The organism is Phytohabitans maris, from assembly GCF_031085175.1.
GTDB classification, from domain to species: Bacteria; Actinomycetota; Actinomycetes; order Mycobacteriales; family Micromonosporaceae; genus Phytohabitans; species Phytohabitans maris.
On the sequence record NZ_JAVHUY010000022.1, the window covers coordinates 70,822 to 88,497 of the forward strand.

Genomic DNA, 17,676 nt, shown 5'->3' on the forward strand with positions numbered 1-17,676 from the left:
ACGAATGCCGGCGGATCGCATGATCGAAGTGGTTGCCAAGGCTCTAGTCGAGGATTACTTTACATGGTTATATATTGGGTCGCCGCACAAGGGCGGGCCGCTCAGGAGGAGGGGACGGCAATGAACGACCTCGTCAAAGACCTCAAGCCGGAACTCACCTACACCAGCTTCGAGCAGCACATGCACAAGGCCCGTACGCCGTTGCAGCGGCAGCACCTGGAGACCGTGGTGCATCACTCGAAGGGCGAGGTGCTGGCGGACCTGGACATGGTGCTGCCCACGCTCAACCAAGACCCGCACTACCACGAGTACGGCGTCATCGCCGGCACCACGGAGGACACCGGACCCAAAGGGCTGGACGCCGTCCTGGCCAACTACACGGAGATGGTCAACAACGGCTCGTACGTGATCGAGTCGAAGAAGACCCGCGTGGTCGTCTCCGACTACGAGATCGTGACCGAAGGCACCTACCGGCAGATCCTGACCGCTCAGGTCGCGCGCAAGATGGGCTACGTCGACGACTCCTCGCCGCAGTCCTCCCACTACGTGCTCGCCGGCCGCACGGTCGTCTTCTGGGAGTTCGACGAGGACGGCAAGGCCAAGGGCGAGGACCGCTACGTGATGAACCACCAGGTCATCCCGATCGGCGAAGAGGACCTCCCGGAGAACTACCCGGCCAAGTTCCGGACCAGGTGAGGAGCCGGCATGACGCAGCGATCGATCGAGGCTCGGCTCGACGAGGTGGAGAGCCGTACGGCCATCGCCGCTCTCGTCGCGGGCTACTGCGAAGGCGTGGACCACGCGAACGTGGAGCTGTTCCTCCGCCTGTGGCACGAGGACGCCTCCTACCTCATCCCCGGTGGCCGCGGTGACTTCGTCGGCATCGACCGGATCCGCGAGTCCCAGGACGTCATCGGCCGCGCGTGGGCGTCGACCAAGCACTGGACGACCAACCACACGGTCACGTTCGACGATCCCGACCGGGCGACCGGGCGCAGCGACGCGTTCGCCATCTGCGAGCACCACGACGGGCGGGTCAGCCTGGTGTCGGCCACGTACGACGACCAGTACGAGCGCCGCGACGGGACCTGGCGTTTCGCGAAGCGGCTGGTGACCCGGTGGTTCGTCAGCGACGGCCAGGACATCAAGCTCCTCGAGCCGTTCTAGCCATGGCGACGATGACGTCACTGCCCGCGCTGCTCTCCGAGGAGGTGGCGCGCGACCCGTACGCGTTCTACCGCCGGCTGCGCCACGAGGCACCCCTGCACTACGACGAGAGCGCCGGCGCGTACCTGCTGACCCGGCATGCCGCGGTCTCGACGGCGTACCGGCATCCCGCCTTCACCACGCGAAACTACGAGTGGCAGCTCGAGCCGGTGTTCGGGCGGAGCCTGCTGCAGCTCGACGGCACGGAGCACGCCAGAAAGCGGGCACTGGTGAGCCCGCACTTCCGTGGCGCGGGCCTCTCGGCGTGGTCCGGCACCATCCACCGCAACGTCGCCGAGATCCTCGACGGCACCGTGGAACGCGTGGTGGACCTGCTGCTGGAGCCGATCCGGCCGGGCGAGGAGTTCGACATCCTGGAGCGCTTCGCCCACCTGCTGCCGGTCTTCGTCATCGCCGACATGCTCGCGCTGCCCAAGACCGACTACCGGCGGTTCTGGGACTGGTACACCGCCATGATCGCCTTCCTGTCCAACCTGGCGCGGGACCCGAACGTGCACAAGCGCGGCGTCGCGGCCGCGCGGGAACTGCGGCAGTACCTCACGCCGATCATCGCCGAGCGGCGCGCGAATCCCGGGACCGACCTGATCTCGGCCCTGGCGACGGCGGAGGTCGACGGGCACACGCTCGACGACGACGAGATCAAGACGCACGTCACGCAACTGCTCAACGCCGGCTCGGAGACCACCGACAAGACCTTCGGCAGTCTCTTCGGCCATCTGCTGACGCGGCGGCAGCGCTACGAGGAGGTCGCCGCGAACCGCGACCTCGTGATCCCGGCGATCAGCGAGACGCTGCGCCTGACCCCTCCGTCGCAGATGAACGGGCGGGTGCTGGCGGAAAGCGTGGAGCTGGAAGGGGGCACGCTCCCGGCGGAGGCGCTGGTGTTCCTGGTGATCGCCTCCGCCAACCGCGACGAGTCGCGCTTCGCCGACGCCGAGTCGTACGACTTCCACCGCACCGACCTGTCCCACGCCGACGCCTTCACCGCCCGCGGGGAGCACTTCGCGTTCGGCTTCGGCCGGCACTTCTGCCTGGGCGCCATGCTGGCCCGCTCCGAGCTCCAGATCGGTCTCCACGCGATCCTCGACCGGTTCCCCAACCTCCGGCTCGCCGACGGGTTCACCCCGCGCCACCAAGGGCTGAAGATGCGGGCTCCCGCCGAGATGCGCGTGGTCGTATGACGGACCGGCGCGTGCTCGTCACCGGCGGCACCGGTCTGATCGGGCGCGCGGCGGTGGACGCGTTCCTCGCCGCCGGCTGGCCGGTCGTCGGGATGTCCCGCGGGGCCTCCGGGCACGCCGGCGAGCGGTACGCCGGCGTGCCGGTCGACCTCCGGGACGAAAGGGCGGTCGCCGCCGCGCTGCGCGACCTGCCCGGCATCACCCACCTCGCCTACACCTCCGTGTACGAGAAGCCGGGGCTGGTCGCCGGCTGGTCCGACCCAGAACAGATGGCGGCCAACCGGGCGATGCTCGACAACGTCCTGCGACCGCTGGCGGCGGCGGGCCACCTCGAGCAGGTGACCATCATGCAGGGCACGAAGGCGTACGGCGCGCACCTGCACCCGATCCCGCTGCCCGCGCGCGAGCGCCACCCGCGGGACCCGCACGAAAACTTCTACTGGCACCAGGAGGACCTGCTGCGGGAGGTCGCCGGCAGCGCCGGTTTCCGGTGGACGATCCTGCGGCCGGTGCAGGTCGTCGGCCCGGCGTACGGCGTGGGTTACTGCACCCCGCCGGTGATCGGCGCGCTGGCCGCCGTCTGCCACGAGACCGGCCAGCCGTTCGGCTTTCCCGGCCTGCCCCTCAGCACCCCCAAGCAGGTCGCGGACGTCCGCCTGGTCGCCGACGCGCTGCTCTGGGCCGCGACGGCCGAGGCGGCGCACGGCGAGCACTTCAACCTGACCAACGGCGAGGTCTTCTCCTGGCTGGAGCTCTGGCCGGTGCTCGCCGAGGAGCTCGGCGTCGCGGCCGCCGAACCGGTCGCCCGCCGGCTCGCGGACTTCCTGCCGGCCCACGCCGAGGCGTGGGCCAAGGTGGCCGCCGCCCATCAGCTCCGCGAGCCCGATCTCGCCGCGGTCCTGGGACAGTCGCACTTCTACGCGGACTACACCTTCGGGTACGGGCTGACCGAGGCACCGCCGCCGGCCCTGGTGAGCACCGTCAAGGTGAAGCGGGCCGGCTTCACGCAGGTCCGGGACACCGAGCTGACCTTCCGCCACGCCATCCGCGAGCTTCAGCGCCGGCGGATCCTTCCCCGGCTGTCATGACGGAGGACGAGTCGTGAGTACGGTGCTCGCCTGGGGGACGGTGCGGCCGGCGTCGTTCCCGGACCGGGTGGCCGCGGCGGCGGCCGCGGGTTACGACGCGATCGGCCTGTCGGTCCCCTACTACCGGCACCTGCGGGAGCAGGGCTGGACCCACGCCGAGATGCGGCGGGTCCTCGACGACTTCGGGATCAGCATCGGCGAGGTCGAGGTGATCTTCGGGTTCTGCGCCGAACCCGGGCCGGCCAACGTCCCCGAGCGCCCGGGTCTGGTCTACGCCGACCCGGAGGTCGAGGCGGTCGTGCTGCGCCTGGCCGACGAGTTCGGGGTGCCGCACGCGCAGGCCGTCGGCACGTTCGACACCGAACCGCCGGGGGAGCGCGCGGTGCGCGCCTTCGCCGCGCTGTGTGACCGCGCCGCGCCGCACGGCCTGTCGATCGCGCTGGAGTTCGTGCCCTACACGAACATCCCGGACGTGGCGACCGCCGCCACGATCGTCTCGGCGGCAGGCCGGCCCAACGGTGGCCTGTGCGTGGACTCGTGGCACTTCTTCCGGGGCAACGCCGATTGGCACGAGTTGGCCAAGGCCGGATCGGAGTCGTTCACGATGGTCCAGGTCAACGACGGACCGGTGGTCGCGGAGACCGGCAACGTCCGGCTGGAGGCCGTATCGCGACGGCGGTGCCCGGGCCAGGGAGAGTTCGACCTGAGGCGGTTCCTCGACGTGGTACGCCCGCCGGGCGACCCGAGGCCGATCTCGGTCGAGGTCTACTCCACCGCGCTGGACCGGCTCCCCTCGGCGGATGCCGCGCGGGCCGCGCTCGCCGGGCTGCCGGACCTGCTGCGCCGCTGATCCCGGACCTCAGGCGCCCCGGCGGACCCGTACCGTGGCGGGCTGTCGCCGGCGCTCGTGGTCTCCCACTCCCCGGTCGCCGGTGTGATCCGGGAGGCGGGCCGGCGTGGCCACTAGGCTGGTCCTCTCGACGACGACCGAGGGGGAAGGGCGTGGCACAGGTTGCGGAGGCGGGAGGCGTTCCGGCCGGCGCGGCGCGCACGACCGCACCGCTGAGCGGCACCCGTCCGTCCAGCGCGCGGGCGCTGCTGCTGGTGGTGCTCGGCGAGTTCGTCTGGCCCACCCGCAAACCGGCCTGGTCGTCGACGCTCCTGCGGGCCCTCGCCGAGCTCGGCATCGAGCCGAACGCGGCGCGTAAGGCCCTGCAGCGGACCGCGGAGTCGGGGATCACCGAGCCCGGCCGGGTCGGCCGCCGGGTGCACTGGACGATCACCGCCAAGGGCGCCCGCGTCATGTCGTCCGGGCACGAGCGCACGTACAACTGGGACGCCCGCCGGACCACCTGGGACGGCACCTGGCTGCTGCTGTCGGTGTCGGTGCCGGAGACCCAGCGCAAGCTCCGCCACCACCTGCAAAACCGGCTCGCCTGGGCCGGCATGGGGTCTCCGGTGCCTGGCCAGTGGCTCACGACGCACTGGGAGCGCGCGGACGAGATCGCGCAGATCGTGCGGGACCTGGGCCTGGAGGAGCAGGCCCACTCGTTCGTGGGCACGCTGGGACCGCTGGGCAGTGAGACCGGCATCGTCGAGACGGCCTGGGACCTCGACGCCCTCGCCGACGACTACCGCGCGTTCGTCGAGACCTACGCGGCGACCCATCCGCACACCGACGCCGAGTGCTTCCGGTCGCGGGTCCTGATGGTGCAGGACTGGCGCCGCTTCCCGTACCTTGATCCCGACCTGCCACGGCGCTTCCTGCCCGCCGGCTGGCCGGGGTACGAGGCGGTCAGGCTGTTTCGGGAGCGCCACGGCGCGTGGGGGGCGCGCTCCGCCGCGTACTGGGAGCACCTCGACGCACAGGAGTGACCGGCGCGGTCATGGCCGGGCGACCTCCCCGCGCAGGATGTACTTCTGGATCTTTCCGGACGGCGTCCGGGGCATGGACTGGCGGATCTCGAGCCGCTCCGGCCAGAACTGCTTGGCCATGCCCGCGGCTTCCAGATGCTGGGTGAGCTCCCGCAGCGTGGGCGGCGCGCCCTCGGGCACGACGACGGCGCAGCCGCGCTCGCCCAGCCGCTCGTCGGGGTAGGCGACCACCGCCACGTCCCGGACCTTGCCGTGCTGGGCGAGCAGGTTTTCGATCTCGACCACCGGCACGTTCTGGCCGCCGCGGACGATGATGTCCTTGCTCCGGCCGGTGATGCGGATCCCGCCGTCCGGCATCCGCTTTCCGAGGTCGCCCGTCTCGAACCACCCGTCGGGCGTCTGGGCGTCCGTCGTCAGCTCGGCCTGGTCCCGGTAGCCCAGGATGATGCTCGGGCCGCGCGCCTGGAGCCGGCCCTCGGTCCCGTCGGGGACGGGCCGGAGGTCGTCGTCGACGATCCGGAGCCCCATGAACGGCACCTGCATGCCGTCGCTGGCGGCCAGCGTCTCCAGCGGTGACCCGAGCTCGTGGATGCTGCAGATGCCCACCTCGGTCATGCCCCACAGCGACACCAGGTCGACGCCGAGGTGCTCCTGCATCGCGGTCGCGGCGGACGGGGGGATGGGCGCGCCACCGCAGGCGAAGGCGCGGAAGGAGGACAGCGGCCGCGGCTGCGCCTTCTGCGCCTCGATCATGTCCATCGCGAACGGCGTCGCCGACAGCGTCCAGGTGATGCCTTCCCGGTCGATGATGTCGACCAGGCCGCGGGGATCCCACTCGTCCTGGTAGACGACCTTCTGCCCGGTGGACAGCGGCAGGTACGTCCCCCAGAAGAAGCCGGTGAGGTGGCCGACGGTCGACGCCATGAAGCAGACGTCGTCGGCGGCGAGCCGCAGCGCCTCGGGCAGCGGCCGCCCGGCCGACCACGCCGTGTTGTGCGAGTGCAGCGCCGCCTTGGGCTGGCCCGTGGTCCCCGACGTGAACATCAGGAACGCGGGGTCGTCCGGCCCGGGACGGCGCGTCTCCAATTCCTGCCGCAGGCCGTCGTCGTGCTCGTGCAGGGGGCGGAGGAAGAAGTCGGTGAAGTCGATGCTGTCGCCGGTCGCCGGCCCGCCGATGGTGACCAGGTGCTCCAGGTGGGGCAGCGACGGCTTGAGCCGGAGCCCGAGGTCGCGGTAGGAGAACCTGCGGAACTCCGACTGTACGATGTAGACCTTCGACCGGGCGTGCCGGAGCATGAAGGAGAGCTCGCGCTCGCGGTAGATGTGCGGCACCGGGTTGGGGACGGCGCCGGCGCGCATCGCGCCGAAGACGAGGGCCGGAAACTCCCACGTGTTGGGGAGCTGGATCGTGACGACGTCGCCCGGCTCGACGCCCAGTTTGACGAACGCTCCGGCGAACCGGTCGATCATCGTGCCGAGCTGCCCGTACGTGACCACCGTCGGCAGCGGGTCGCCTTTGCGGTAGCAGACCACGGCCGCCTTGTGCGGATGCCGCTGGACGGCGCGCAGCAGCTCGTCGAGCCCCGTTACGTCGCGCCACCAGCCTTCCGCACGGAAGTGGGCGGCGTCCTCGGGGTCGACCACTCGTCGCCAGTCCTCCGGTATCGGGGTTGTCGTCGCCTGGCTCATCGGAGCTCCCTCTGTCAGTCGACACAAATTTGGAGCGACGTGATTTCACGTACACTATTTTTCGTTCACATAAGTGTCAACGGGTTGATCGGTTGTTAATGTTCATCCGCTGGCAGGGCGGTGACCCGCACCGGTATGCCGTTGAGCACCGCGTTGCCGGACGGCACGTCCAGTACCAGCTCGTCGGCGAGGCGGTTGCTGTTCACGCCCGGCCGGGCCCGCGCCGTGACCAGCTGGACGCCGTCGGGCTCGTGCAGCCAGCCGTGCGGCAGCGAGACGACCCCGGCCGGCACCCGCTCGGTCACCTCCGCCGGGGCGTGCACCGTGGACACCCGGGTGGCCACCGCCACCAGGTCGCCGGTGCCGACCCCGAGACGCTCGGCGTCGGCCGGGTTGAGCCACAGCGTCGAGCGCGGCCGGCCGGTCATCAACGAGGGCACGTTGCCCATCCACGAGTTGTTGGAGCGCACGTGCCGGCGCCCCACCAGCACCAGGCCGCCGGGCGGACCGGATGTGACCGCGGCGCGCAGCCGGGGCAGGTCGTCGACGACGAGCGGGGGATCCAGTACGACCGTGCCGGTCGTGGTGCGCAGGACCTCCGGGAGCCGCGGCCGCAGCGGGCCCAGGTCGACGCCGTGCGGCCGGTCCTCCAGGACGGCGAGGGTCAGACCGCCCGGCCGGCGGCCGAACCCGTCGCCGTACGGGCCGGACCGGATCATCAGGTCGAGCAGGCGCTCGGGCCCCACGCGCGGAGCGACCGCGGCCATCAGCTCCTCGACGGTACGGCCGCTGACCGGCGAATGGGCGTCGGAGACCGCCGCGCGTGCCGTCGACTCGGCGTGGCGGCGGTCGATGTCGGCCTCGGACGCTCCCCGACCTTCGAAGGCGGCGGCCAGCCGGCACATGATCTGCCATTCCTGCGGCTGACCGGGGTCGAGGTCGAGGACGGCGGGACTGTAGTTCGCGACGTTCCGGACCGCCCACGTCGAGAAGTGCACGTCGTAGTGGGAGCGCTGCAGCGGACCGGGCGGGGGGAGGACGACGTGCGCGAACCGGGTCGAGTCGTTCACGTACGGGTCCACGGCCACCAGGGCGTCGAGCGAGGCGAGTGCCCGCGCGGTCCGCGCCGAGTTGGGCGCGGACACGACGGGATTGCCGCTGACCAGCAGCAGCCCTCTGAGGCGCCCGTCGCCCGGCGTGTCGATCTCCTCGGCCAGGCACGAGGTGGGCAGCTCGCCGAAGCGCTCGGGCAGCCCGCGTACCCGGCTGGAGAACCGGCCCAGGCGCGGGGGTGGCCCGAACCGGGGCCGCCCTCGCGTATTGACCGATCCGCAGGCCGGCAACGGAAACATCGCGCCACCGGCCCGGTCAAGGTTGCCGGTGAGGATGTTGAGCAGGTCGACCAGCCAGGAGGTCAGCGTGCCGAACTCGGTCGCCGTCGTGCCGATGCGGCCGTAGACGCACGCCCTCTCCGCGGCGGCGAACCGCCGGGTCAGATCCCGGACCGACCGCGCCGGTACGCCGGTGAAGTCCGCCACGCGCTCGGGCGTGAGGTCGACCAGCGCCCGGCCCACGCTCTCGACGCCCGTGACGAACTCGCCGAGCCGCCCGAGCCGGACGAGTCCCTCGTCGAAGAGCACGTTGACCATCGACGCGAGCAGGGCCGCGTCCGAGGCGACCCGCGGGCGGATGTGCTCGTCGGCCAGCTCGGCGGTCCTTGTGCGTACCGGGTCGACCACGACCAGCCGGCCGCCGCGCTCCCGGATGGCGCGCAGCCGCCGCGGCCAGCCAGGTGCCGTGGCCAGGCTGCCGTTCGACTCCACCGGGTTGGCGCCGACGACGACCAGGAAGTCCGTGCGGTCCAGGTCGGGCACCGCCAGCGTGAAGCGGTCGCCGTACAGCAGGGCGTTGACGAGGTCCTTCGGGCGCTGGTCCAGCGACGAGGCGGTGAAGAGCCGAGGTGACCCGAGCGCCTTGAGGTAGGTAGGGGCGTAGAGCAGCCCGCCGAGGTTGTGCGAGATCGGGTTTCCGAAGTAGGCCGCCATGGCGGCCGGACCGCTCTGCTCGACCACCGTGCGGACCAGGCGGCCGGCCAGCTCGAACGCCTCGTCCCAGCTCGCCTCCACCAGCCGGCCCCGGTGGCGGATCAGCGGGCGCCGGTGCCAGTCCGGATCGTGGTGCAGCTCGCCCAGCGTGGCGCCCTTCGGGCACATGAAGCCCTCGCTGAACACGTCCCGCTCGTCGCCCGCGGTGCGCAGCACGCGGTCGCCGTACAGGGTGAGCACGAGCCCGCAGGTCGCCTCGCACAGCGGACAGGTGCGGATCGCCGTTCGCGCCGTCATCGCCTCACCCCTCCCGGCCGGTGATCCGCCACATGTCCGGGAGGGAGGTCACCTTGACGCGCGGCCGCGCCACGGCCTGCCCGGCCGCCCGCTCGTGCCGGTCGAGGCGGGTCCAGCCCGCCCAGTCGGTGAGGCGTCGACAGCGCTCGGCCAGCAGGGCGTCCAGCCACTGTGGAGGCTCGACGGGCGGCGCGAGCCGGCCGGCGGACGCGTCGGACCGCAGGTGCTGGACCGTCGCCGACGCGCAGTGCTTGTTGGTGCCGATCACGCCGTTGGGGCCGCGTTTGGCCCAGCCGACCACGTACGCCCCGGGCACCGGCCGGCCGTCCTCGTCGACGATCCGGCCGTCGGCGTTGCGTACCACGCCGCGGTCGCCGTCGTACGGCAGGCCGGGCAGCGGGACGGTGAGGTAGCCCACCGAGGTGAGGACCAGCCCGGCGCCGACCGTCTGCGCCGCGCCGGCGGGCCGGAACGTCACCGCGCCATCCACGTCCCGTTTCACCTGCCGGCGCAGCCGTACGCCGGTCACCGCGGTCGAGCCGAGGATGCGTTCCGGGCGGGCGAGGAAGCGCAGCCGGATCCGCGGGCGCGCGGGTCCGCCCGGGGATCCGGTGGCCAGCCGGCGGAGCGCGGCGTACCGGGCGCGCAGGATCGGGTCGGCGGCCAGCGTGCGCTCCTCCGCCGGGGTGAGGTCGAGCCCCTCCCGCTCCGCCACCACGTCCACGCCGGGCAGGCGTTCGAGGGCGGTCAGCTCGGCCGTCGTGAACGCGGCCTGGAGTGGGCCGCGGCGGCCGACCACCAGGACCTCGCGGATCCCGCTCCGGCTCAGCGCCTCGACCGCGTGCTGGGCCATGTCGGTCCCGGCCAGCAGCGCGGGGTCGGAGACCAGGAGGCGGGCGACGTCGAGGGCGACGTTGCCGTTGCCGATGACGACCGCCCGCGGGCCGGACAGGTCGATCTCGCGGGCGCCGGCGTCCGGGTGGCCGTTGTACCAGGCGACGAACTCCGCGGCGGCGAGGCTGCCGGGCAGGTCCTCGCCGGGGATCCCGATCGTCCGGGCCCCGGCGGCGCCGACCGCGTACACCACCGCGTCGTAGGCCCGGCCGAGCTCCGCGGGGGTGAGGTCGGACCCCACCTCGACGCCGAACCGGAACCGCAGGTGCGGACGGCCGGCGTGGGCGGCGAACGCCTCGGCGGCCAGCTTGGTCGACGGGTGGTCCGGTGCGACGCCGTACCGGATGAGCCCGCCGGGGGTCGGGAGGCGGTCGTAGACGTCCACCGCCGCCCCGGAACCGCCGGTCTCCAGCAGGTCGAGCGCCGCGTAGAGCCCGGCGGGTCCGGCGCCGACCACCGCGATCCGCAGCCGCCGGTCGAGGGCGAGGCTCGGCGGGAGCACCGACCGCGGTGGCACCGGGCCGGGGCGCCGGCCCTCGAAGTAGGCCGCGTTCAGCTCCGCGAAGTGGTGCAGCGACGGCGGGAGGTCCAGGTCCGGGCGGATCGCGTCGACCGGGCACTCCGGAACGCAGCACCCGCAGTCGATGCAGGTAGCCGGGTCGATGTAGAGCATCTCGGCCGCGGCGAACCCGGGCGTGCCCGGCGCCGGCTGGATGCAGTCGACCGGGCACACCGCCGTGCACGCCGCGTCGTCGCAGCAGGACTGCGTGATCACGTGGGTCACCTCGGGTCCTCCCCGGTGGCGCGCCATTCGCTCGTCGGAGCGCTATTTCTATGTCCAGTGTTAGTCGTCGACGCGCCGCATCGTGACCAGGCCCGAGGCGGTACGCCCGAGCGGTGCCCTGAACTCGACCCGGAGCCGCAGCAGGTTGCGGGTCCGGCCGTCGACGGCGACCAGGACCGTCAGGCCCGGCCCACAGGCCGGCATCGGCGCCAGGTAGGCCAGAGTCGCGTCCAGCGGGCGCCACCGGTCGGGCTCGGGCCGGCAGAACTCCTCGGCGGCCACCACCAGCAGCGAATGCTGGGCCCCGCCGTGCATCACACCGAACGGGTTGCCGACATCCGGGTCACCGGCGACCTCCAGCAGCCCGCCGGCGCCGGTACGCTCGCGCCACGCCAGGCCGAAGAGATCGGGCAGGGAGCGCGTGGTGCGGTGGTTGCCCGCCTCGACCGTGTACATGCGGATCTGGTCGGGGTGGGCCGGCACCAGCCGCAGCCGTCCCACGCAGCGGGCGACCGGGCGGCCGTCCGGCGCCTCGATGATGGCGTCGCAGAGCGCGAAGCCGCCGTCGAGGTCGCGCAGGACGCCCCGGCCGACGACGCTGCCGGCGGGTGGGTCCGCCGCGGTGAGGAAGTCGATCCGCAGGTCGATGGTGCGGCAGCCCATGGGGGCACCGTCGAGGCTCATCGCCGCGCGCGCCAGGAGCACGTCGGCGAGCGGCCCCAGCCAGCCCGAGCTGTCGCTGGCCGGCGGCACCACCGTCGTGGCGTGACACCGGCCGTCCCCGAGCGCGGTCACCCGCGTGCCGAAGGCGTTCTCCGCCGCGTTGCTCGCGATGAGCACCTGCTCGCGGGCGGGTGTGTCGCTGGCGGTCAACGCTGGCCCGCGCTGACGACCAGGGAGGCGTTCTGGCCGCCGAAGCCGAACGCGTTGACCTGCATCCACTCCATCGACCGCTTGCGCGGCTCGCCCAGCACGAGGTCGAAGCGGATCTCCGGCTCGGGGTCGGTGGTGGCGCCCGTCGGGGCCACCTGCCCGCGCCGGAAGCCCTCCAGCAGGATGGCGAGGCCGATGGCGCCCGCCCCGCCGGCCGGGTGCCCGAGGGTGCCCTTCGGGGAGGTCACCGACAGTTCCGGGGCGTGCGCGCCGAACAGGTCGTTGACGGCGCGGATCTCGGCGACGTCTCCCTTGGGGGTGCCGGTGGCGTGCGCGACGAGCACGTCGACGTCGCCCGGGGCAATCCGCGCCTCCTCGATGGCGAGGGACATCGCCAGCCGCTCCCACTCGCCGGAGGGGTCGGGGGTCGACGGGTGGTACGCCTCGGACGCGGTGCCCCAGCCCTGGATCCAGGCGTGGACCCGGGCGCCCCGGGCGCGCGCGTGCGCGGCGCTCTCCAGCACGAACATGCCCGATCCCTCGCCCATCACCATGCCGGCCCGGTGGACGTCGAACGGCTGGCAGGCCTTGCGGTGGTCGGTCACCCGCGCCGAGCCCATCCCGTAGCTGTAGCGGGCGTAGCCGCTGGCCGGCACGAACTCGCCGTCGACGCCGTAGGCGAGCCCGCCCTCGGTGCCGCCCACCAGCGCGACGTCCACCTGCCCGGAGGCGACCAGCCGGGCGCCGAGACCGATCGCGTCCAACGACGACGCGCAGGCCGTCGTGATCGTCAGGCACGGCCCGTGCAGCTTCCACCGCATGGCGATCTGGGCGGCGGCCATGTTGGGCCATACCTTGATCATCATCTTCGGATCGGCGGCCGCGCGGCCGAGCCGGTCCACGTCGTACTGGACCCGCTCCATCGTCTGGGTGCCGTTCTTCGACGTACCGACCACGACGGCGGTGCGCCGGTCGTCGAGCGCGGTGAGGCCGGAGTCGGCCAGCGCCGAGGTCACCGCCGCGCCCGCGTGCCGGGCGAAGGGGTCGATGCCCTCGAGCTTTCGCGCGTCCATCCAGGACGGTGGAACGAAGTCCGCGATGGGGGCCCAGTACTCGAAGCGCTCGGGGTCGCCCCGCGTCCACGGTGTCTCCTGGAGAGCGGAGTCGCCCGCCACCAGGCGGTCGAACAGGTCTCGTGGTGCGTGACCCAGCGCGGACACCACGCCGATCCCGGTGATCGCCACGTCAAGGCTCATATCCGCTCCCCGGTGAGGCTGATGTTGGACACAGATTAGGCTGAGCGACGAGCCAGTGTCTAGTGTCAGCCGGCGATGACGCCGCGCCCCCAGGAGTCGGGATGGGTCGGCTGCATCACGTCCGCCGTCAGGGCCGCGGCGAAGTCCTCCCGCCGCCAGGCCCCGAGATCGCGCGTCCAGGTCGCGGCCGGTGCCGGGTGCGACCAGACCGACAGCCGCCTCCCGTCGAACGAGACGACCTGCCCGTGCAGGTGGCTGGCGGCCGGACTGGCCAGGTAGCTCACGACCGGGGCCACCATCTCCGGCGGCGGAAAGGTGGACTCGTGACCCACGGCGGTGGCCGCGTCGGCGAAGACCGCGGTCATCCGGGTGCGGGCGACCGGGTAGAGCACGTTGCAGCGGATGCCGAACCGACCCAGCTCCATCTCCAGCACGCGGTTGAGCCCCACGATGCCGGCCTTCGCCGCCGCGTAGTTGGCCTGGCCGAACATGCCGAACAGCCCGGCACCGGACGTGACGCTGAGGATGTGCCCCCCGCTGCCACGCATCGCGCGGGCGGCGGCCGCGCTGCAGGCCCAGGTGCCTCGCAGGTGAACCGCGAGCACCTCGTCCCACTCCGGTGCCGTCATCTTCACCACCGACCGGTCCCGGGTGAGGCCGGCGTTGTTGACCAGCAGGTCGATACGGTCGAACGAGTCCACGCAGGTGTCGACGAGCCGCTCGCAGAAGTCCGCGTCGACCAGCGAACCCACCTGGCACACCGCCGTGCCTCCCGCGTCCCGGATCAGCCGTACGGTCTCCGCCGCCGCCTCGGCGTCCGTGCCGTTGACCACCACGGCGAACCCGTCGGCGGCCAGAGCCATCGCGAAGCTCCGTCCAAGTCCCCGCGAGGACCCGGTGACGACGGCGGCCCGCCGGCTCATCGGGACCCCGCGTGCAGGAGGGAGAGCAGGTAGGCGCCGCCGATCCGGTCCGCCCGCGGGGGCAGCACGTCGAACTGGGACATGATCTGCACCAGGTCGTACTGCGCCAGGTAGCGGGAGAGCAGCCCGTCCTTGAACGCGAGCAGGATGTCGCATCCGTACGTGGTCGCCGTCTTTGCGGTGCCGAGGCTGGCCGGTGCCGAGCAGGTCTGCCGGAAGAGGAAGAGCGCCCGCCCGTCGGCCGGCGCGGTGAAGGTCTGGACCTCCTCGAAGCGCACGTCCGGCATCACCCGGTAGATGGCCTCGACGTACTCGCGGAGTTCCGCGTGCCCGTGGATCAGCCGCGGCCAGAACACGAGGTCTTCCCAGACGATGTCCGGATGCATCAGCCGCATCACGGTATCGATGTCGAGCGAGTTCCACGCCGCGGCCCACCGGTGGCAGAAGTCGCGCAGGAACTCCTCGGTGACGGTGTCGCCCTTGGGTATCACGGTCGATGCTCCCTCCATGGGCAGGGTCGGCGCCAGTGAACGATGAATAGGCTGCTGGTGTCAAGGCTGCCTCCCGTGCTGACCCTGCAACCGGACCCTTTGGTGAACAGTCGATAGGGCGTATGTTGATAACCTGCGCTAGATTCCACAGCGAACGAGGGGAAGCCACGGTGGGTGGTGCGGGGCCCGCGATACCCAAGGGACGGGATGTCACGCCGCGCCGGGACGCGCAGATCGCGCAGGTCGCCGGCCAGCTCTTCCAGAAGCGTGGCTACGCCAACGTCGCGGTTCGCGACGTCGCCGCGGCGGTCGGCGTGACCGCACCCGCGGTCTACCGGCACTTCCCGGGCAAGCAGGCGCTGCTGCTGGCGGCCATCGAGTCGGGCCTGGCCCTGGTCGACGAGTCGCTCCAGGAGGCGCGAGCCGGTTCCGCCGTCGGCGCCCTGTCCCTGATGACGCCGCTGTCGCGGGTCGCGGTGGAGCGGCGCGACCTGTGGCTGCTCGTCCGCCGGGAGTCCAGGCACCTGCCCGACGGCGACGCCCGCCGGGTCAGGGGAGTGTTCAGCGCCCTCGTCGCCCGGATGCGGGCGCTGATCGCGGCGCAGCGGGCCGACCTGTCCCGCGACGACGGCGCCCTGCTGTCCCATGCCGCGCTGGCGACGCTGGAGGCGCCGTCGCAGTACCCGCAGCGGCAGGCCCGGGCCGCGCTGGCCCGGGCGCTGGCCGAGGCGGGCGCGCGGGTCGCCGCCTTCTCGTTCGGTGCCTTGCCCGCGTTGCCGCCGCCCGCGTCCCAGGAGGGCATCGCGCGCGTCGCCAGTGACGGCGCCCGAGCCAAGGCGATCTTCGCGGCGGCGGCGAAGCTCTTCGCCGAGCGCGGCTATCCCGAGGTGAGCCTCGACGACATCGGCGCGGCGGTGGGCATCAGCGGTCCCAGCATCTACCACCACTTCTCCAGCAAGTCGCAGATCCTGGCCCGCCTGACGCAGCGTGCCTTCGAGGCGATCGAGCTCAACCGCACCCACGCGCTGCGCCGCCACGGCGAGCCGCGGCGGATCCTGCGGCAGTTCGTCGTCGACCAGGTCGCCCTGGCGCTGACCCACAACGCCCTCTACCGTGTCTTCACCGACGAGTCGATCCACCTGGACAGCGGCCCGCGCCAGCGATTCCTCACGGCCCAGCGCTCGCTCTTCGACCACTGGGTCAGCATCCTGGTCCGGGCCCGGCCGGACCTGACCCCGGCCGGGGCGTACGTCCAGGTCTCGTCCGGGCTCTGCGTCGTCAACGACATGGCCCGGTCGCGCCGGCTGAAGGCACAGGACCGCATCCACCCGCGGGTGGCCGCGCTCGTCTGCCACCACCTGGGGGTCGACGGCGATGGCTGAACCGTGCGTGGCCCGTGGGCGGGTGGAGGGCGCGCTGCTCGAACTGCTGGCCGAGCGGCGCCGCCTGCGCGACGCACCGCCGCCACACGCGCGGTTTCGCGCCCCGGAGGTGGTCCGGGCGGGGCTGCGGCGGTGGATGAGCGACGAGCACGGCCCGCACGCCAGGGTGAGTGACCTTCGCCGCCTCTCCGGCGCGGGCACCAACGAGCTGTACTCCTTCACGCTGCACCGCGACGGCGCGCAGGAGAGCCACGTGCTGCGGGTCAAGGTCCCGGGATCCGGGGTCGTGACCCACCTGGGGCGTGAGGTGCAGGCCATGCGGGCCGTCGACGGGCTGATCCCGGTGCCGCGCCCCCGCTGGCTCACCCACGACCCGCGATACCTGGGCGCACCCGCGGTCGTCACCGACTTCAGCCCCGGCGTGCAGGCGCCGCGCGGGCAGGAGACCCGGGCCAGCGGCATGGGCACCACGTACCCCGAGCCGCTGCGCTCGAGGCTGGCGCCGCAGTTCGTCTCGTACGAGGCCCTGCTGCACGCCTTCGACTGGAGCCGCGCCGGCCTCGACCAGTTCGAGCCGCCGCGGGCCGGCACCACCGACGCCGTCGACTGGCGGCTGGCGTTCTGGGACCGGGTCTGGGACGAGGACCGGCTGGAGGAGCATCCCTCGATGGCGCTGGCGCGGGACTGGCTCTGGGAGCACCGTCCGGTGGTCGACGTCGCGTCCCTGCTGCACGGCGACTACCGCAACGGCAACTTCCTCTTCGACGAGGAGCGCGGCGTGGTCACCGCCGTGATCGACTGGGAGATGACCTGGATCGGCGACCGCCACGCCGACCTCGCGTACACGATGTTCAAGTCGTTCGCGCACGTGCGGGACGGCGTGACCCTGGTGGCCGGGCTGCTGGACGCCGAGCGGTTCGTCGCGGCGTACGAGGAGGTCTCCGGGCTGCCGGTCGACCCCGAGCGGCTGCACTACTACTTCGTGTTCAACATGTACTGGTCCAACGTCTCGCTGCTGGCCACCGGGCTGCGCAACGCCGCCGCCGGCATGACCCAGCTCGACGTCATGTACCAGGCGATGGCCGGCAAGGGCGCGATGTCCTGCGCCGCCCTCAACAAAGTGCTTTTCGGAGGCGCCCGATGATCCCGTCGGTCGACCGTCACCTGGAGGCGATCCGGGAGCGTCTCGCCGAGACGATCTTCCCGATGCTGCCGCCCGAGGCGGAGTTCGCGCGCGAGCAGGCGTCGTTCGTCCTCATGGCGCTCGACCTGGTCCGCGCCGCGCACCCGCACGCCTACCGGTACGAGGTGGTCGAGCGGCACGAGTACGCGGCCGCGGTCGGCGACCTTCTCGCCCTGGGCGTGAGCCCCGGTGCCGAGGCCGAGGCCCGCGACGCGCTGGCCGCCCCCGAGCCGCGTGCCGACGAGGCCAGCATCCCACTGGCCGCGCTGATCGAGGGCAACCGCGCGCTCAAGACGGTCGTGACCCGGCTGTTCGAGGCGCTCTGCGCGGAGGGCGGAGAGACGGCGGACAGCGCCCGCGAGGTGCTGCGCCGCCTCGCCGTGCGGCAGGTCGCCCGCGAGCGCGCGCTCTTCGCCAGCACCGGCTACACGCGGAGCGAGACGAGCCTCGCCGAGACGCTGGCTCAACCCGGAGCGGCCAGCTGACCG

General features: G+C 72.4%; 16 protein-coding genes. 9 read left to right on the top strand and 7 right to left on the bottom strand.

Annotated elements, in window-relative coordinates; genetic code table 11:
• The first annotated feature begins 120 nt into the window (after window positions 1–120).
• The 6 genes from RB614_RS23385 (at window position 121) to RB614_RS23410 (ending at window position 5,371) form a co-directional block, all read left to right on the top strand.
• Entirely contained in the window at window positions 121–696 is a 576-nt protein-coding gene (locus RB614_RS23385; protein WP_308714744.1) for a hypothetical protein, read from the top strand.
• A 9-nt stretch (window positions 697–705) separates the two neighbouring features.
• Window positions 706–1,167 (top strand): nuclear transport factor 2 family protein, encoded by a 462-nt coding sequence (locus RB614_RS23390; protein WP_308714745.1) that lies wholly within the window; start codon window positions 706–708, stop codon window positions 1,165–1,167.
• 11 nt (window positions 1,168–1,178) lie between these two features.
• Window positions 1,179–2,408 carry a cytochrome P450 gene (locus RB614_RS23395; protein WP_308714746.1) on the top strand — a complete coding sequence of 410 codons (1,230 nt, stop codon included), beginning with the start codon at window positions 1,179–1,181 and terminating at the stop codon, window positions 2,406–2,408.
• Entirely contained in the window at window positions 2,405–3,496 is a 1,092-nt protein-coding gene (locus tag RB614_RS23400; protein ID WP_308714747.1) for an NAD-dependent epimerase/dehydratase family protein, read from the top strand. Before RB614_RS23395 ends, RB614_RS23400 begins: the two co-directional genes overlap by 4 nt.
• 13 nt (window positions 3,497–3,509) lie before the next feature.
• On the top strand, window positions 3,510–4,346 hold the full coding sequence (locus RB614_RS23405; protein WP_308714748.1) for a sugar phosphate isomerase/epimerase family protein: 837 nt from the start codon (window positions 3,510–3,512) through the stop codon (window positions 4,344–4,346).
• A 152-nt stretch (window positions 4,347–4,498) separates the two neighbouring features.
• Window positions 4,499–5,371 (top strand): PaaX family transcriptional regulator, encoded by an 873-nt coding sequence (locus RB614_RS23410; RefSeq protein WP_308714749.1) that lies wholly within the window; start codon window positions 4,499–4,501, stop codon window positions 5,369–5,371.
• Window positions 5,372–5,380: 9 nt separating this feature from the next.
• Here RB614_RS23410 and RB614_RS23415 read toward each other — a convergent pair whose 3' ends face one another.
• The 7 genes from RB614_RS23415 to RB614_RS23445 all read right to left on the bottom strand — a co-directional run bounded on the left by RB614_RS23415 (window position 5,381) and on the right by RB614_RS23445 (window position 14,641).
• On the bottom strand, window positions 5,381–7,060 hold the full coding sequence (locus RB614_RS23415) for an AMP-binding protein (RefSeq protein WP_308714750.1): 1,680 nt from the start codon (window positions 7,058–7,060) through the stop codon (window positions 5,381–5,383).
• A gap of 95 nt (window positions 7,061–7,155) precedes the next feature.
• Window positions 7,156–9,402 carry a molybdopterin-dependent oxidoreductase gene (locus RB614_RS23420; RefSeq protein WP_308714751.1) on the bottom strand — a complete coding sequence of 749 codons (2,247 nt, stop codon included), beginning with the start codon at window positions 9,400–9,402 and terminating at the stop codon, window positions 7,156–7,158.
• A gap of 4 nt (window positions 9,403–9,406) precedes the next feature.
• Window positions 9,407–11,080, bottom strand: a complete 1,674-nt coding sequence (locus RB614_RS23425; protein WP_308714752.1) for an FAD-dependent oxidoreductase — start codon at window positions 11,078–11,080, stop codon at window positions 9,407–9,409.
• Between the two features lie 60 nt (window positions 11,081–11,140).
• The gene (locus RB614_RS23430) at window positions 11,141–11,953 is read right to left on the bottom strand and encodes a PaaI family thioesterase (RefSeq protein ID WP_308714753.1); all 813 of its coding nucleotides are present in this window, start codon (window positions 11,951–11,953) and stop codon (window positions 11,141–11,143) included.
• Window positions 11,950–13,209: a beta-ketoacyl-[acyl-carrier-protein] synthase family protein gene (locus RB614_RS23435; RefSeq protein WP_308714754.1), complete on the bottom strand. Its 1,260-nt coding sequence runs from the start codon at window positions 13,207–13,209 to the stop codon at window positions 11,950–11,952. The genes RB614_RS23430 and RB614_RS23435 overlap by 4 nt, the downstream gene beginning before the upstream one ends.
• Before the next feature lie 65 nt (window positions 13,210–13,274).
• Window positions 13,275–14,132 (bottom strand): SDR family NAD(P)-dependent oxidoreductase, encoded by an 858-nt coding sequence (locus tag RB614_RS23440; RefSeq protein WP_308714755.1) that lies wholly within the window; start codon window positions 14,130–14,132, stop codon window positions 13,275–13,277.
• Window positions 14,129–14,641, bottom strand: a complete 513-nt coding sequence (locus tag RB614_RS23445) for a nuclear transport factor 2 family protein (RefSeq protein ID WP_308714756.1) — start codon at window positions 14,639–14,641, stop codon at window positions 14,129–14,131. The genes RB614_RS23440 and RB614_RS23445 overlap by 4 nt, the downstream gene beginning before the upstream one ends.
• 152 nt (window positions 14,642–14,793) lie before the next feature.
• Here RB614_RS23445 and RB614_RS23450 point away from each other — a divergent pair, with 152 nt between their 5' ends.
• From RB614_RS23450 to RB614_RS23460, 3 genes are read left to right on the top strand one after another with little or no spacing between them, the layout of a single operon-like run.
• Window positions 14,794–16,005: a TetR/AcrR family transcriptional regulator gene (locus RB614_RS23450; protein ID WP_308714757.1), complete on the top strand. Its 1,212-nt coding sequence runs from the start codon at window positions 14,794–14,796 to the stop codon at window positions 16,003–16,005.
• Window positions 15,998–17,149, top strand: a complete 1,152-nt coding sequence (locus RB614_RS23455; RefSeq protein WP_308714758.1) for a phosphotransferase family protein — start codon at window positions 15,998–16,000, stop codon at window positions 17,147–17,149. Before RB614_RS23450 ends, RB614_RS23455 begins: the two co-directional genes overlap by 8 nt.
• Window positions 17,146–17,673 carry a hypothetical protein gene (locus RB614_RS23460; protein ID WP_308714759.1) on the top strand — a complete coding sequence of 176 codons (528 nt, stop codon included), beginning with the start codon at window positions 17,146–17,148 and terminating at the stop codon, window positions 17,671–17,673. Before RB614_RS23455 ends, RB614_RS23460 begins: the two co-directional genes overlap by 4 nt.
• The last annotated feature ends 3 nt before the right edge of the window (window positions 17,674–17,676 follow it).